This is a genomic window from Brevundimonas nasdae (assembly GCF_019395145.1).
GTDB lineage: Bacteria > Pseudomonadota > Alphaproteobacteria > Caulobacterales > Caulobacteraceae > Brevundimonas > Brevundimonas nasdae.
Window position 1 is genome coordinate 434,674 of the sequence record NZ_CP080034.1, and the last position, 15,574, is coordinate 450,247.

Genomic DNA, 15,574 nt, shown 5'->3' on the forward strand with positions numbered 1-15,574 from the left:
TCATGACGATTGGAATGAAGACCGTGTCGATCAAGACCATCATCGCCTCGGCCGCCGTTGCTGTCGGTCTGATGGCTGCGGCTCCGGCCCTGGCTTCCGGGGGCGCCGCCCATCCGCGCTCGGGCGGGTTCAGCTTCGACGGGCCGTTCGGAACCTATGATCAAGGCCAGCTGCAACGCGGCTATAAGGTCTATCACGAGGTCTGCGCCGCCTGTCACAGCATGAACCTGATGCACTACCGGAACCTGGGCGACGCCCATGGTCCGTTCTGGAACCCGAAGTATCCGAACCCGAACGACAACCCCGTCGTGAAGGCTCTGGCCAAGGAAATCCAGATCGCTGACATCGACAGCGAAACCGGCGAAGCCATCCAGCGCGACGGCACGCCTGCCGACAAGTTCCGCAACCCGTATCCGAACGCCACGGCGGCGGCGGCGGGCAACGGCGGCGCCGCGCCGCCCGACCTGTCGGTGATGGCCAAGGCCCGCCACGGCGGCGCCGACTACATCTACTCGCTGCTGTCGGGTTACAAGGATGCGCCTGCGGGCGTGACCATCCGTGACGGCCAGCACTACAACCCCTACATGGCCGGCGACCTGACGCCGTTCTGGACGGGCGATCCCAAGCATGTTCCGCCCGGCGGCTTCATCGCCATGCCGCCGCCGCTGCAGAACGGCCAGGTGACCTATGACGATGGTTCGCCCCAGACGGTCGACCAGTACGCCAAGGATGTAGCGGCCTTCATCGCCTGGACGTCCGAGCCGAAGATGGTCGAGCGCAAGCAGGCCGGTTTCGGCGTGATCATCTTCCTGCTGATCTTTGCGGGCATCACCTACGCCAGCTACCGCCGCATCTGGAAAGGCGTGGCCCACTAAGGTCCGCCGACAGACGAAATGCTCAAACCCGCTGGAGTTCGCTCCGGCGGGTTTTTGTTTACGTCGAAAGCTGCGCTGCGGAATCGACACGGCCGAACTCGACCCCTAGGGTTCACGCCTCGTTCATGGCTGTGGGGCCTGTCTTTATGCGTATCGCCACTTCTCTTGCTGTCGTCCTGATGGCGGGCGCGGCCTTGTCCGCCTGCGCTACGTCGCCCAATCCGGCGGCGGTGCATCGCCAGGCCGCCTTTGACGCCGCGCGCATCTCGGAGGACATTCGTGTCCTGTCCGACGACAGCTTTGAAGGGCGTGGCATCGCCACCCCGGCTGAAGCCAAGGTCATCGCCTATCTGAGCCAGCAGTATGAGGCTGCGGGCCTGCAGCCGGGCGGCCCGAACGGTCAGTGGACCCAGGACGTGATCCTGAACCGCTTCGTCCAGTCCAACATCCACGCCTCGCTGAAACTGGGCGACTGGACCCTGCCGTTGACGCAGGGGCGCGAGGTGGCGATCTCGACCCGCCGCCCTGCTGACCATGTCAGCCTGAAGGACGCGCCGCTGGTCTTCGTCGGCTATGGCATCAAGGCGCCCGAGCGGAACTGGGACGACTTCAAGGGCCAGGATCTGCGCGGCAAGATTCTGGTGGTGCTGGTCAATGACGCCGACTTCGAAGACCCGTCGCTGAACACCTTCGGCGGCAAGGCCATGACCTATTACGGGCGCTGGACCTACAAATACGAAGAGGCCGCGCGTCAGGGCGCGGCGGGCGTGTTGATCGTCCACGAAACCGCGCCTGCATCATACGGCTGGCAGACAGTGGCCAACTCGTGGGGCGTGCCGCAGTTCGACATCCTGCGCCAGAACGCCGCCGCAGAGCGGGTGTCGATGGAAGGCTGGATCCAGCGTGACGTGGCGGTCGACCTGTTCCGTCGCGCCGGTCTGGATTTCGAAGCCCTGAAGGTTCAGGCGCGCAGCCGTGACTTCCAGCCGGTGACCCTGCCGGGCGCCAGCTTCTCGACCGAGTTCGACGTCAAGACCGACCGGATCACCTCGCACAACGTCATCGCCCGCCTGCCGGGCACGACCCACCCGGATGAGACGGTCCTCTACACCGCCCACTGGGACCACATCGGCATGGGCGAACCTGACGCGACCGGCGACCGCATCTTCAACGGCGCCGTCGACAATGCATCCGGCACAGCGGGTCTGCTGGAACTGGCCCGGATGTTCGGCACCTCGCCGCCCACTGAACGCTCGGTCGTCATGATCAGCTTCACCGGCGAGGAAAGCGGCCTGCTGGGTTCCGAATACTACGCCGCCAATCCGGTCTATCCGCTGGCCAAGACTGTCGGCGGGTTCAACATGGACTCGATGAATGTCTATGGCCGGGTCACGGGCCTGGGCGTCACCGGCTATGGCCAATCGGACTTTGACGAGCGTCTGGCGGCGGCGATCCAGCCGCAGGGCCGCACCCTGATGCCTGACTATGAGAATGCGGCGGGCACATACTACCGCTCCGACCACTTCCCGTTGGCAAAGCGCGGCGTGCCGATGGCCTATGCCGGCAGCCGAGGGGACTTCCGTGATGAACCCATCGCCCAGCGTGAAGCGGCGCGCGCTGAATATGGCGCCAAACGCTATCACCAGGCGGCGGACGAATGGTCGCCGGATTGGGACTACAGCGGCATGATCGAGGACCTGCAGGTCTTCTATAATGTCGGTCGCGCCCTGGCGAATGACCGTGACTGGCCGAAGTGGAAGCCGGGTTCCGAGTTCGGGCCTGTGCGTTCGGAAACCGACGCCCAGCGTCGCTGACGCCGCCGCCAAACGAAGGGGCCGGGTCCGATCCGGCCCCTTTTTCCATCCTGCGTTTCGAGCCTGCTTCATGACCCTTCGTCGTTCGCCCCTTATCGCCATCGCCGCGCTGGTGCTGGCCGCCTGTGCGTCTGCCCCCGCGGTTGCGCCAGTCGCCCACACCGACGCCTTTGCGACGGCGTCAGCGGCCCGTCCGCAGTTCAGCGCGCAGAACTTGTCGGACCACATCAAATATCTGGCTTCGGATGAGTTGGAGGGGCGGTTCCCCGGCCTGATCGGCGAACGTCTGACCCTGGCCTATCTGCAACGCCAGTATGAGACCCTGGGGCTGGAGCCAGGCGGGCGGGACGGATCCTGGCTGCAGCCGGTCGATCTGGTGCGGTTCCGGCCTGAGCGCGCGCCGACGGCGACCTGGACAGGGGCGGACGGCGTCGCCCACCCCCTGGTGTCGGGTGAAGACATCACGCTGCGCGCGGGGCCTGCCGATCCTGTGTTCAAAATCGGGAATGCGCCGCTTGTCTTTGCCGGATACGGCGTCGTGGCGCCCGAGCGGGGCTGGGATGACTATGGTTCGACGGACCTGACCGGCAAGGTCGTGGTGGTGCTGCGCGGCCAGCCCGCCGTGATGGGGGAAGACCCGAACTTCTATGGCTCGTCCACGCACAAGACGCAGGAGGCGCTGGAGCGCGGGGCGGTCGGCGTGATCACCTTGCAGACCGATGACGGTCGCTGGCGGCGTTCTGTGGGCGGCGCAACCCGCGCGCAGATGACGATCAAGGGCGCCAAGGACGCGCGCTTCACTGGCGCGATCAACACACAGACGGCGACGGCCATAGCGGGCGCCGGTTTCGCCGATGTGCTGGCGCGGGCGCAGACGGCGGGGCTGGGCGGAGCCTTCGACATGAACGCCCGTCTCAGCGTCGACATCGCCGAGACGACCGAGGTGATCCATTCCAACAACCTGCTGGCCAAGATCCCCGGCACGCAGCGACCCGACGAATACGTCATCTATTCCGCCCACTGGGACCACGTCGGCAAGGCGTCCCAGCCGGATGCGAACGGCGACGACATCTACAACGGCGCCTGGGACAATGCGTCGGGCACCGCTGGCCTGATCGAGATGGCCCGCGCCTTCAAGACCGGCCCGGCGCCGGAACGCACCGTGGTCTTCCTGCATGTGACGGCGGAAGAGCAGGGCCTGCTGGGTTCAGAGGCCTATGCCGCCGATCCGGTCTATCCGCTGGCCAAGACGGCGGCGAACATCAACATCGACATGCTGCCCTTCACCCCTGCGACGCGGGACGTGGCCGTGTTCGGCGTCGGCAAGTCAGAGCTGGAGGATATTCTGGGCCGGTTCGCCGCCGTGCAGGGACGGGTGGTCACCGGCGACGGATACCCGGAAGAGGGGTTCTATTACCGTTCCGACCACTTCAACTTTGCAGCGGGCGGGGTTCCGGCCCTGATGCCCTGGACGGGCCGCGATTTCATCAAGGGCGGGATCGCGGAGGGCAAGCCTTACTACGAGGGGCAGATGGCGCGGTATTATCACCAGCTGTCGGACGAATGGCGCGCTGACTATGACTTCACAGCGGCCTTGCAGAACCTGGACCTGCTGTATCGGCTGGGGCTGACGGTGGCGGACAGCACGGACTGGCCTGCATGGAAACCGACGGCCGAGTTCAACGCCATCCGCAACGCCACGGCTGACCAAAGGCGCTGAATCAATCGATATTCAATTTAGAGCCGTCTTTCCGGGGCGTCCGAAGGACGAACCCGGAACCCAGGAGGCTCGCATCCGGCATCGACTGCGTTCAGCGGCGCGACCGTGGCCCTGGGTTCCGGGTTCTTCGCTCCGCTCAGCCCCGGAATGACGAGGCGATAGGTCGGGCAACCGAAAGCCGGAGCCTATCGAGCCGTGGCCTGGGCGATGATAGTACGGCCCTGGGCGATGGCGGCGGCCTCGGTCAGTTCGCCACTCGACACCTTGTCCGCCAGGGTCATCAGCGGGATGCCGGTGACCGACCCGGTGTCGCCGACCTCGGCCACATGGACGCCGTTGCCGGCGGCGATGGCGGCGTCCCAGGCATCGCGGATCGCGGCCCAGAAGCCTTGCGTCTTGGCCCAGTAGTCGTCGCCTGCCTTGGTCGAGAAGTTGGTCGACCGGTCATAGGTGTTGATGACGTCTTCCTGCACGATGGCGACGGGTTCGCCGCCGTTCCGGCCCGACATCTTCACATTGTCCTGGATGTGGACCCAGCCTGCGGGCGTCAGGGCGTGGCGGTTCGTGCCCAGATAGCGGTCATAGATCGGATTACGCACTGCGTCGCGGCGGGCCAGAGGCCGCCACGTCGCATTCGAGGTCCAGACCGATAGGCCGTTGTCATAGGTCCAGTGACCCACGCCGCCGTAACGGGGTGAATCGTCCGTCTGCCACACGGTCTGGGACCATGCGCCGGTGCGCTGGTCAGCCGGAACGGGCGTCAGAGTCCACTGGTTCGGCCCGGCGTAGGTCAGCACGGTCTGGGGCTGATAGACCCAGTCCTGGCGCCAGTGTTTGACGACGATGGACTGGCCTTCATGCTCCATGACCAGGATGTGCTGCAGGCTGATGCGGTCGCCGTGGTCGTACACCACGCGCACGATCTCGCTGCCGCCCGACAGCTTCTCCTCCAGCGGATCATAGTCGGCGTTGAAGCTGACATTTTCGCGCATGTCGAAGTGGACGCGGTACTGGCCCGCCTGAGCCAGGATCGACTGGCGATCCCGTTCGAAGGCGTTGGCGGGCGCGGGGGCGGCGGTTGCGACGGCGGGGACCGCAGCCTGCTGGGCCAGGGCGGCGGGCGCCGTCGTGGTCAGCAGGGCGGCGGCGATCAGGATGGCGCGCATGGGGCGGACCTTCTTGGGTGTGTTGGCGGCCATGAGGATCACAGACGCAGGGTCAGGGACAGGCCGAAGTTGCGGCCCGGCTGGGTGTAGGCGTCCTTGACGGTCGAGGCCGCGCCCAGACCGCGCACATCGCTCCACCAGCCATAGGTCTGGTCAAAGACGTTGAAGGCGCCGGCCCGCAGCGTGGCGCGCTCGGTCAGGTTCCAGTAGGCGGTGACGTCCAGAAGGGTGAAGCTCTCACCCAGATAGCAGGCCGTTCCGCACGACAGGTTGTAGGTTCCCGCGTCCTTCTTGCCCGACCAGGTGACCGTGGCCGAACCGCCCCAGACGCCTGACGGAGCAGCATAGTTCAGGCCCGCCACGATCTTGAGCGGATCGACGCTGCCCAGGTCGGTGCGACGGCCGTCGGTGGTCTGTTCACCCTCGGCATAGGCGGCCGAGCCGATCAGGCTGAAGCCGTTGTCCCAATAGATGTCGGCGCGGGCTTCCAGACCCTTGATGTCGACCTCGGTCAGGTTGACGTACTGATAGATCAGCGGATCGACGCCGGGGACGCCCGTGCCGCTGACGACGACCTGGTCGATGAAGTTGTCATAATGGGTGGCGAAGGCGGTCGTGTTCAGGCGAAGCTGCCCGCCCGCGAAGTCGATGTCGCGCAGCCGGAAGCCGGCCTCGAAGCTTTCGCTGGTTTCCGGCTTCAGGTTCGGGTTGGGGATCGACTCATAGCCGAAGACCGGGTTTTCGAAGAAGTTGTTCACCTGCATCGGCGACGGGGCGCGGAAGCCCAGGCCGTAGTTGGCGAAGACGCCCAGATGCTTGCCTGCCCAATAGACGACGCCCAGCTTGGGCGAGATGTGGTCATCGCTCTGGCCCGTCGCCGCTGCGGGGAACAGGGCGTCGACTTCCGGCGACAGGTCGTACCAGTCATAGCGGACGGCGGGGATGATGCTTAGCGCGCCGCCCAGCATTTCGATTTCGTCCTGAACAAAGACGCCCGCCAGTTGGTAGTCGGTCTTGGGGAAGGCGCGGGTGGGGAAGCTTTCGCCCACGGGCGGGGTCACGCCGTCGCGCACGCCTTCCTGAGTGGTTTTGGACCAGTCGGCGCCGAGGGTGACGCGGTGCTGCATCGCGCTGCCGGCGCCAAAGACGCGGGCCGCCTGGGCGGCGACGCCATAGACGGTGTTGTCGAAGGTGACGTCGCGGCTGCGGTCCACGGCGGGGATGCGGTCTTCAAAGGTGTACTGGCGAGTGGTCGAGTCCTGCCAGTAGGCGCTGATCGAACCGTCAGCGAAGCCAGCGAAGTCCGAGAAGCGCCATTCGCCGCTGACGCGGTCGCGCTGGGTCTCGTCGTGTGCGGTGACGGCCAGAACCGTGGCTGAGCGGCTGCTCAGCGCGTCGCCGTCCATTTCGGAATCGAGGTGATCATAGGCCAGGCGCAGGGTGTGGCCCGGCGCTACGTCCCAGACCACCTTGCCCAGGATGGCGTTCGACGAGAAGTCCTGAGGATTGGGCTCGGTGCGCGTCGCGCCGACGCCGCCGACATTGGCCTTGTTTTCGGTCTCCTGGTAATCGCGGCGCGTGTAGGCCAGCAGGCCCGAGACCGAGCCGGTGCGCCCAGCGAAGGCGACGCCCTCGGTCCAGCCCTCATCCGCGGACCCATAGGCCACACGGGCGCGTGCGCCGAAGTTTTGACCGCTGGACAAGAAGTCGGACGGGTCCTTGGAGGTGAAGGCCACGGCTCCGGCGATGCCGTCCGAGCCGTACAGGGCCGACGCCGGGCCACGCAGGATTTCGACCGACTTGATCAGGTCCAGATCGTTATAGCCGCCGCGCCCGACCGCCTGGGCGCCGAAGCTGAAGCCGCTGGGCAGACGCACGCCGTCGTTGATGATCAGCACACGGTCGCCGCCCATGCCGCGAATGGTGAAGCCGGAGTTGCCGTCACGGCCGGCGCCCGACAGGGCCAGGCTGAAGCGGGAAGGCGAGGTGGGAACGCTGACGCCTGGCTCGAACCGGATCAGGTCCTTGATGTCCGTGGCCAGATTGGCCTCGATCTGGTCGCTGGTGATGACGCTGACGGTGCCGGGGGTCTGGGACGCCAGGCGCGCCGAACGGGTGCCCAGGACAATGATGGGATCGACGTCGGTCGCGGCGACCTGGGTCGTGTCGTCGGCAAAGGCGGGCTGGGCGGCCAGGACGGCGCTGAAGGCGGTTGCGGCGGTGGTGAGGAGGAGGAGGTTACGCATTATGGCCCCGATGGGTGATTTGCGCGGTTGTTAGTGCGAACGATTATCAGAATCAACCGCACTTAGCGCATGGGTTTGAACCCAAGCTGGGCCTTGGCGTTCAGCCAGGATGAAAACTGCAATTTTCCCGCTACTTGCCGCCGCCGCTTTTTTGACGGCCTGCAGCAATGGCGACGTCAATCCGCCGACGGAACCGGCCGAGCCGCTGCGGACGCCTGAGGCGATGCAGCAGGTGCAGCCCAAGGGACCATCGTCGCTGGCGTCACGCGGGCCGAGAAGTTTCGTGGGAATCTGGGCCGCCAATCTGCGCTGGTGCGACCAGCCGCAGGGGGCCAACAGCCCCTACACCATCACGCCGCTGCGGTTCGACGGGCATGAACACAGCTGTGAGATCGCTTCGATCCGCGAGACCGGAAGCGGCTATGCCGCCAGCCTGTCGTGCATCGCGAACGGCCAGCCGCGCACCGAACGGGTGCATATGGCCGCGACCGGTGATGTGATGAACCTGACCTATGTGGAGCAGGACATGGCGACGGTGAAGCTGGTCCGTTGTCCCGGTTCGCCGCGCGCGCCCGATCCGGGAAATCCGCTGGAGAAGATGCTCAAGGGCGGTGGCGACACCGAAACGCCGCCGTCCGCCTCGCCGACAGAGCCTAGCGGGGCCCCCGCAACTGCATCGCCATCATCAGGGTCAGGAACTCCTCCCGCGTCGGGGGAGTGAGCAACAGGGTGCGACCGGCGGGAAGGGCGGAAACCAGTTTCGCGCGGGCCTTTCCGTCAATGCCGACACGGTCGACTTCGATAATGATCCCGCGCGCGTCCGAGTAGCGACCGCGACCTTCCTTATCCAGTTGGACCATCAAGGGCGCGACGATGTCCAAGCCGTCGCTGGGTTCGGTCTGAGCGGGCTGGACGAGAATATTGCCGGTCGGAGCGGGGCGCATGACGCCGGGGCCGGTCAACAACTGGAACTCGACCACACCGTCCACCAACTGGCCGTCTGAGCCGATCCGCGCGCTTCCAGGACCGTCGTAGCGGATCACGACCTTTTCCGCGAAATCCTCGTGTCCGCCAAGCCGATAGGAGATCGTGTCCGTAAGGCGTTCGTCGCGGCCAAGATCGGTGAACTGAAACCGGCTGAGACCCAGGCTGTCCTCTGGCGTATCGTTCCTTTTGGCGACATCGAAACGACCATCGTTGTCGGTGTCGCGGTAGCAGTAGATGTCTGACGGCGTCGTCCAGTTCGGATAGCGATCGCCATTGCGCCAGCACCACCAGTCGCCGTCGCCATTGATCCCGGCCCATAGAACGGCGCCTGCCGGTCCGTATTTGCGTATGTTGCGGGCGGGCGTTTCGATGGTCGCAAAGGCGGCAGGCCGCGCGACCTGTCGGCTGAGGACGTCGCCATGATCCAGGAGGCGGAAGTCAGTGTCGGCAGGCGCGGGCGCTTCAATGGTCAGAACCGCCTGCGGGGCGGGCTTGCTGAGGATTTCGTCAACCTGGGCCTTGGCTTCATCCGATAAACCGGCCCAGAGGCGCGCGCCGATGCTGCGCACTTCGGACGGGGCGACGTCTTGGGCGGCGTCTTGCTCGGCGGGTTCAGGCACCTCGGCAGGGGCGGAAGGCGGCGCGGCGGCCTGCAGGCTGAGCGCAGCGGCGAGGGCCGTGAAAAACATCAACGACATGATCAACCTGGAATGAAAATCGGCACGACGGTGGTGCGGGTCGTGACGCCCATGGTGATGCGCTGCACCTGGGCGGGCGTGGGCTTGAGGACCCGGAAGCGGATGGTGTTGTCTTCACTCACGTCGAGAATCTCGATCTCGGCGCCCATCAGATTGATGAGAGCGGTTTTGCCAGGCTCGAACTGCGCGCTCTGGCTCCAGCCGCCGATGGAGGTCGGCACGGAATTGATGTCCTGTCGAAAGCCGCCCTTCAGGGTGACGGCCGTGACAGCGGGCAGCGAGGCGTCGCGTGTCCGGGGACGCTGAACCGCGGCTGTGATGACATAATCCACCGCCGGGCCATCTTCTGGCGCTAGGATCGTGTAGGGGGCCGGTTGGGGCAGCGGCTGTTTGCGGCCCAACTGGAAGACAAACAACGGGACGCCCAGGAACGGTGCGCCGGAGTGCATGGCGGTTTCGAATTGACCGTCATTGTCGGCATCTTCGTAGCAGACGAACTCATCGCCCGCCCACCATGCCGCCGTCGTTTCAGCGACGGCGCAATAGGCCCAGCCCGTCGCCGAATAGACGCCGAACATCGACGATCCTGCCGCAAAGGTCTTGGTCTTGCGGAAACCGGCGAGGGAGGGGGTGTCCGCATCCAGCCGGGCCGCGCGGATCGAGGTGGCATGTTGCACGATCAAGGCCTGCCCACGAGGCGCAGTCGCTTCGACGCCGATCCCCGGACCGGCTGTAATCGCGTCATGGATTATGAAGGGGGTGGATTCACGCCGCTGAGTCTGGGCGGACGCCGCGTTCGGCAAGACGAAGAGCACCGCGATTGCAGCGCTCAGAATTCGCAAAGATGACATGCCCGATTTCACCCCCGTGCAGATCGCACGATGCACGCTTGTCGCCTATTGCGTGCAGGGTCAAGTGGGAGCTTGAGGCGTCGTCCCTTCCCGGACGACGCCTTGAGAAGGTCAGCTGAACAGGAAGTTCATCACGTCGCCGTCCTTGACGACGTAGGACTTGCCCTCGGCGCGCAGCTTGCCGGCTTCACGCGCCTTGGCTTCGCCGCGCAGGGCCACGAAGTCCTCGTAGGCGATGGTTTCGGCGCGGATGAAGCCCTTTTCGAAGTCGGTGTGGATCACGCCTGCGGCCTGGGGGCCGGTGGCGCCGACAGGGATGGTCCAGGCGCGGGCTTCTTTCGGGCCCACGGTGAAATAGGTCTGCAGCCCCAGCAGCTTGTAGGCTTCGCGGATCAGGCGGTTCAGGCCGGGCTCTTCGAGGCCGAGGGTCTCCAGGAACTCCTTCTGCTCCTCGTCGTCCAGGACGGCGATCTCGGATTCGATCTGGGCGGAGATGACGACCGAGTTGGCGTTGTCCTGGGCGGCGCGGGCGGCGACCTTGTCGGACAGCTCATTGCCCTTGTCGGCGTTGCCTTCCTCGACGTTGGAGACATAGAGGGCGGGCAGGGCCGTCAGCAGCTGCAGCATGTCCCAGGCCTTCTTGTCCTCCTTGGACACCTCGGCGGTGCGGGCGGGCTTGCCCGCGTGCAGTTGGGCCAGAGCCAGATCGACCAGCTTCAGCGTCAGGCCGGAGTCCTTGTCGCCGGTCTTGGCGCGCTTCTCCAACTGCGGGCGGCGGCGCTCCAGGCTTTCCATGTCGGCCAGCATCAGCTCCGTCTCGATGATCTCCAGATCAGCGATGGGGTCGATGCGGTTTTCGACGTGGGTGATGTCGTCGTCGACGAAGCAGCGGGCCACGAAGGCCACGGCGTCGCAGTCGCGGATGTTGGCCAGGAACTGGTTGCCCAGACCCTCGCCCTTGGAGGCGCCGCGCACCAGGCCGGCGACATCGACGAAGGTGATGCGGGCGGGAATGATTTCCTTGGACCCTGCAATCTCGGCCAGGGCGTTCAGGCGCGCCTCCGGCACGGCCACGTCGCCGGTGTTCGGCTCGATGGTGCAGAACGGATAGTTGGCGGCCTGGGCCGCCGCCGTCTTGGTCAGGGCGTTGAACAGGGTGGACTTGCCGACATTGGGCAGGCCGACGATCGCGACTTTAAGGGCCATGGGTATCCTCTTGAGGCGCGAGCCTTTACCCGGTTCGAACCGGTTTGTCAGGCTCGCGCTTCAATACGGCTTAATGAGCGCCGTGTCCGTCGTTGATGGAGGGGCGCTGACCCACGGTCGCCTCGACCGTCACGGCGGGAGCGGCGGCGAACTCCATCGTCAGGGGAACCGTCTCGCCGGCGACCAGAGGCGCCGTCAGGCCGATCAGCATCAGGTGGGCGCCGCCGGGCGCCAGCATGACCGCCTGACCCTGTTTCAGATCCATGCCGGTCATGATCTGGTTCATCTTCATGACGCCGTTTTCGGTCTTCATCTCGTGGACCTGAAGTTCGCTGGCGCGCGGGGTCTTGCCGCCCATCAACTTGTCATTCGCTTCCGAAATCAGGGTGACGTAGCAGGCGCCCGCCTGCGCGCCGTTCGGCGACGGGCGGCACCAGGCGTTCGAGACGGTGACCTCTGCGACGGGCTTGGCCTCGTCGGCGGTCGAGCGGGCGGGCTCCTGGCTGCAGGCGTTGATCAGCAGCAGGGCGGGCAGGGCGCTGAGGATTGCGATGCGTTTCATGTCGGAAGGTCCTTTCAGAAAGTCGCGGGTCGGGCCGCAGCAGCCAGCCTGCGCACGATCCAGTCGAGCAGCAGGGCGGCCAGGAGGCTCAGTCCCGTCAGGGGATAGAGGATGGAAAGGGGAATGACGATCCCCAGAACCGCGGTGCGGACGCGGGCGCCGGGCGGAGCGGTCGGCGCGCCCAGTCGTGCGGGCTTCAGTCCGGGCGGACGGCGTTTCCACCACATGACCAGACCGCTGATCGCCAGCACCCAGACGCCGATGCAGCCCGCCAGCATGATGATGCGGTTGACCTGGCCGTACTGCATCCCCTGATGGACGGCGATGCCCCATTCAAAGGCCTTGGCGCCGAGGCCGAACTGGCTCCAGCGGACGTCGGCCAGGACGGCGCCGGTCTGGCCGTCCACATACAGGCTGCGGGCGTCCTCGGCCTTTCGTGTCTGGCGGGCCACGGTCCAGGCCAGATCGGACGTGGAGGGAATGTTGACGACATAGGGACGCGCCAGTTTCTGCGCCTCGGCCGTGGCCATGACGCGCGCCAGACTAGGGTCATCGGCGGCATGGCCTTGCAGGACTGCGTTCTGCAGGGTCCAGCTGACGCCGACGGGCGCCTCGTTGTGTTTGGCGTGGCTCCACGGATTGGCGGCGGCGGGGGCAGGCGGGCGGCCCAGACCTGTCTCGCGCACCACAGTCATGAAGCGGTCGCCCCAGACGGCGGACCAGGGCATTCCCGTCACCGCCAGAAACAACACCACCCCGCCCACATAGAAGCCGGTCAGAGCGTGCAGGTCGCGCCAGAACGGAAGGCGCTGCACATCAACGGTCGTGGGCTTGAGCACCGCGACCGCCCGCCCGCGCGGCCACCATAGATAGATCCCCGTGGCGAACAGGATGATGGTCCAGCCCGCGACGATCTCGACCAGGATGTTCATGGCCCGTCCGAACAGGCTGAGGGAATGCAGGCCCTTGATCGTCTCCATCACGCCGCCATAGGCGGTGACGCCGGTGACCCGGGCCGTATGGGGATCGACGAAGACGGTTTTCTGCGAGCCGTCGGGACGATCGACGCGGACGCGAACCGCCTGATCCCCGCGAAGGGGGACCAGGACATTGGCTGCAAGGCCTTCACCCGCCCCTGCCGCCGCCGCCAGCCAGGCGTCGGGCGGGGCCTGACCGGGCCCATCCGCAACCTGGATCAATGGGCGGTAGACGGCCTGATCGATCTCGTCCTTGAACAGGTACAGAGCCCCCGTCAGGGCCAGCAGCATCAGGAAGGGCATGACCAGCACGCCCGCGTAGAAGTGCCAGCGCCAGACCGCGCGATAGGCCCCGGACAGCGGAGCGGGAGATGACCGCGTCACCATCAGTAAGCCATTCTCAGGCCGACGAAGAGGGCGCGCCCCTCGCCGGGGTAGAAGACGGCGGTGGAGGCGAGGCGGGCGTCGGTGATGGCCGAAAACTCGCCCACATACCGTTTGTCGGTCAGGTTGCGCGCATCGGCGAAGATGGTCAGGCCCCGGGCGACCTCCCATCCCGCATTCAGCCCGAAGACGGCGTAGTCAGGCGATTTCAGTGTGTTGGCGTAGTCGACGTAAGGTGCGCTGATGCGCCATTCGATGGACGGGGTCAGGAAGACGCCCGACGGATGCCGCCACGTCAGTTCGGCCCGATAGGCGTGCTCGGGCACGACCGGCAGGCGGTTGTCGCCCCAACGCGCGTCGCCGTCGAAGCGGAAATCGCTCCAGGCGTAGGTCTGGCGCAGCAGCAGGCCGCCGTCCGCCAGTTCGAACGGCAGGCGCCAGTCCAACCCCGCCTCTATTCCTTGATGAATGGTCTGGTCGGCGTTGAAGGTGGCGGCGGGGATGTCAGGGCCGGTGATGAAGTTCAGCATCTCGCCCTTGATGGCGCTGCGATAGGCGGCGATGTCCCAGGCTAGGGGACCTCGCCGCCCGCGTGCGCCGATTTCGCCGGTCCAGGCGTCCTGAACCTTCACGGGGGTGAAGCCGGTCAGCGGGGCCTGCACCAGCGCCCCGTAGGTCGGCGGTTCGACCGAGCGGGTGACATTGGCGTAGACCTGCGCGCCATCATCCGCCTGCCACAACAGGCCCAGACGCGGCGAGAACCAGTCATAGGTGCGGTCCGCGTCATTGGCGCCGTTCAAACGGTCCTGATAGTCGCGCGTCGCCCTTCCATAGGAACCGCCCGCCACCACGGCCAGATGGTCCTGCACCCACAGCCGTCCCTCAGCGAAAACGTCCAGCGCCGTGGCCTGCTGACGGCCGTTGGCGGTCAGGTCGCCGCGATAGCCGCGCACATTGACATAGCGCAGGGCGTCCAGATCCCCGTCGCGATAGCTGAAGCCATAGAAGGCGTCGGCCTTGAGACCCCATGCCGAACCATTCCAGTCGATGCGGCCAAAGGCGCCGCGTGTCTGGCTCTCCTGATCCACGACCTGGAAGATCGGGTGATACAGCGACTTCTCCCAGCCCCAGATCGCGCCTTCGAACAGGGTGGACTCGTTGAAGCGCCAGCGGGTCTGGAGCGTGACCCGCTTCAGCGTCTGGTCGCGGGCGTTGTCATTGGTGATGCTGCTGGCCGAGGTCAGGCGCGGGTTTTCCAGTGCGTCCTTCAGGGACAGGGCGCTGGGGACCGACTGCTGGATGTCGGCGGCCTGGAAGATCAGCCGCACTTCACGGTCCTGACCGAACGACCGGCCCAGGTTCAGGGTCAGGCGGCCCTGGCTCTGGTCGCTCTGCTGGCGATAGCCGTCGCTTTTCAGGCCGGTGACGGCGACGAACCCGTCCCAGTCGTCGTATTGGCGCGACAGTTCGACATGGCCCCGGACGGCGCCGAACGAACCGCCCTCCAGCTGATACAGGTTTTCGAAGGCGGCGGTGCGGCCGTTCGTGGTGGCCAGGTTGATCGCCCCGCCCAACTGGGCGCCGCCGAAGCGCAGGGTGTTGGCGCCCTTATAGACCTCGATGTAACGGGCGCTGAGCGCATCTATGCCCTGGAAGTCGGAGAAACCGTCCGCATCGGCGAAGGGCACGCCGTCCTGCGCGAACAGAACGCCGCGCTGGTGAAAGCTCTGGGCGATGCCCGAACCTCGGATCGACAGGCGGCTTTCCTCGCCGAAACGCTTCTGGGCCAGAACGCCCGGCACGTTGCGCAGGGTGTCGGAAAAGCCCTGAGCAAAGCGGTTCTCATAGCTTTCGGATGAGACGACGGCGACAGCGCCGGGGGTGCGGCTGAGCAGGGCGCGGGCGTCGGCGACGACGGCGGGGTCTTCGGGGTTGCGCCGTCCGGTGACGATGACGCTGTCCAGAACGACAGGGTCTGTTTCCGCCGGGGCGGCATAGGCGAAGGCGGGGCTGGCGACAGCGGCCAGCAGCAGGGCGCACGGCGCCGCAGCAGTGTTGAGAGACATGAATAGGGTCCTGAAATCAGAA

Annotated in this window: 12 protein-coding genes; 4 read left to right on the forward strand and 8 right to left on the reverse strand. The window is 66.0% G+C overall.

Annotated features, from left to right (window positions below; all coding sequences use genetic code 11):
* Positions 1-2: 2 nt before the first annotated feature.
* The 3 genes from KWG56_RS02115 (at position 3) to KWG56_RS02125 (ending at position 4,409) form a co-directional block, all read left to right on the forward strand.
* Positions 3-875 carry a cytochrome c1 gene (locus KWG56_RS02115; protein ID WP_201097037.1) on the forward strand — a complete coding sequence of 291 codons (873 nt, stop codon included), beginning with the start codon at positions 3-5 and terminating at the stop codon, positions 873-875.
* Between the two features lie 146 nt (positions 876-1,021).
* Positions 1,022-2,689, forward strand: a complete 1,668-nt coding sequence (locus tag KWG56_RS02120; protein ID WP_219353554.1) for a M28 family metallopeptidase — start codon at positions 1,022-1,024, stop codon at positions 2,687-2,689.
* A 70-nt stretch (positions 2,690-2,759) separates the two neighbouring features.
* On the forward strand, positions 2,760-4,409 hold the full coding sequence (locus KWG56_RS02125) for a M28 family peptidase (protein ID WP_219353555.1): 1,650 nt from the start codon (positions 2,760-2,762) through the stop codon (positions 4,407-4,409).
* Positions 4,410-4,594: 185 nt separating this feature from the next.
* On the opposite strand, the gene KWG56_RS02130 is transcribed toward KWG56_RS02125, so the two are convergent.
* Positions 4,595-5,608, reverse strand: coding sequence for a DUF6607 family protein (locus tag KWG56_RS02130; protein ID WP_244999605.1), 1,014 nt, complete (start codon positions 5,606-5,608; stop codon positions 4,595-4,597).
* Between the two features lie 5 nt (positions 5,609-5,613).
* Positions 5,614-7,821: a TonB-dependent hemoglobin/transferrin/lactoferrin family receptor gene (locus tag KWG56_RS02135; protein ID WP_219353556.1), complete on the reverse strand. Its 2,208-nt coding sequence runs from the start codon at positions 7,819-7,821 to the stop codon at positions 5,614-5,616.
* 109 nt (positions 7,822-7,930) lie between these two features.
* Between KWG56_RS02135 and KWG56_RS02140 the strand changes: the two genes are divergently transcribed.
* On the forward strand, positions 7,931-8,542 hold the full coding sequence (locus KWG56_RS02140) for a hypothetical protein (protein ID WP_219353557.1): 612 nt from the start codon (positions 7,931-7,933) through the stop codon (positions 8,540-8,542).
* On the opposite strand, the gene KWG56_RS02145 is transcribed toward KWG56_RS02140, so the two are convergent.
* The 6 genes from KWG56_RS02145 to KWG56_RS02170 form a co-directional block, all read right to left on the reverse strand.
* Positions 8,475-9,506, reverse strand: a complete 1,032-nt coding sequence (locus tag KWG56_RS02145; RefSeq protein WP_219353558.1) for an immunoglobulin domain-containing protein — start codon at positions 9,504-9,506, stop codon at positions 8,475-8,477. The genes KWG56_RS02140 and KWG56_RS02145 overlap by 68 nt on opposite strands.
* A 2-nt stretch (positions 9,507-9,508) precedes the next feature.
* Complete coding sequence (locus tag KWG56_RS02150; RefSeq protein WP_201097044.1) at positions 9,509-10,183, reverse strand: hypothetical protein; 675 nt, start codon at positions 10,181-10,183, stop codon at positions 9,509-9,511.
* Positions 10,184-10,468: 285 nt separating this feature from the next.
* Positions 10,469-11,563, reverse strand: coding sequence for a redox-regulated ATPase YchF (gene ychF / locus KWG56_RS02155; RefSeq protein ID WP_201097045.1), 1,095 nt, complete (start codon positions 11,561-11,563; stop codon positions 10,469-10,471).
* A gap of 70 nt (positions 11,564-11,633) precedes the next feature.
* Positions 11,634-12,125 carry a copper chaperone PCu(A)C gene (locus KWG56_RS02160; protein ID WP_219353559.1) on the reverse strand — a complete coding sequence of 164 codons (492 nt, stop codon included), beginning with the start codon at positions 12,123-12,125 and terminating at the stop codon, positions 11,634-11,636.
* A 14-nt stretch (positions 12,126-12,139) separates the two neighbouring features.
* Positions 12,140-13,489, reverse strand: a complete 1,350-nt coding sequence (locus KWG56_RS02165; RefSeq protein ID WP_219353560.1) for a PepSY-associated TM helix domain-containing protein — start codon at positions 13,487-13,489, stop codon at positions 12,140-12,142.
* Positions 13,489-15,552: a TonB-dependent receptor family protein gene (locus tag KWG56_RS02170; RefSeq protein WP_219353561.1), complete on the reverse strand. Its 2,064-nt coding sequence runs from the start codon at positions 15,550-15,552 to the stop codon at positions 13,489-13,491. The genes KWG56_RS02165 and KWG56_RS02170 overlap by 1 nt, the downstream gene beginning before the upstream one ends.
* Positions 15,553-15,574: the final 22 nt, after the last annotated feature.

Excerpts from the sequence above, each read along its gene's own strand:
- KWG56_RS02145 (WP_219353558.1), bottom strand. The coding sequence starts at position 9,506 with ATGTCGTTGATGTTTTTCACGGCCCTCGCCGCTGCGCTCAGCCTGCAG.
- KWG56_RS02135 (WP_219353556.1), bottom strand. The coding sequence starts at position 7,821 with ATGCGTAACCTCCTCCTCCTCACCACCGCCGCAACCGCCTTCAGCGCC.
- KWG56_RS02125 (WP_219353555.1), top strand. The coding sequence starts at position 2,760 with ATGACCCTTCGTCGTTCGCCCCTTATCGCCATCGCCGCGCTGGTGCTG.
- KWG56_RS02170 (WP_219353561.1), bottom strand. The coding sequence starts at position 15,552 with ATGTCTCTCAACACTGCTGCGGCGCCGTGCGCCCTGCTGCTGGCCGCT.
- KWG56_RS02130 (WP_244999605.1), bottom strand. The coding sequence starts at position 5,608 with ATGGCCGCCAACACACCCAAGAAGGTCCGCCCCATGCGCGCCATCCTG.
- KWG56_RS02115 (WP_201097037.1), top strand. The coding sequence starts at position 3 with ATGACGATTGGAATGAAGACCGTGTCGATCAAGACCATCATCGCCTCG.
- ychF (WP_201097045.1), bottom strand. The coding sequence starts at position 11,563 with ATGGCCCTTAAAGTCGCGATCGTCGGCCTGCCCAATGTCGGCAAGTCC.
- KWG56_RS02165 (WP_219353560.1), bottom strand. The coding sequence starts at position 13,489 with ATGGTGACGCGGTCATCTCCCGCTCCGCTGTCCGGGGCCTATCGCGCG.
- KWG56_RS02160 (WP_219353559.1), bottom strand. The coding sequence starts at position 12,125 with ATGAAACGCATCGCAATCCTCAGCGCCCTGCCCGCCCTGCTGCTGATC.
- KWG56_RS02140 (WP_219353557.1), top strand. The coding sequence starts at position 7,931 with ATGAAAACTGCAATTTTCCCGCTACTTGCCGCCGCCGCTTTTTTGACG.
- KWG56_RS02120 (WP_219353554.1), top strand. The coding sequence starts at position 1,022 with ATGCGTATCGCCACTTCTCTTGCTGTCGTCCTGATGGCGGGCGCGGCC.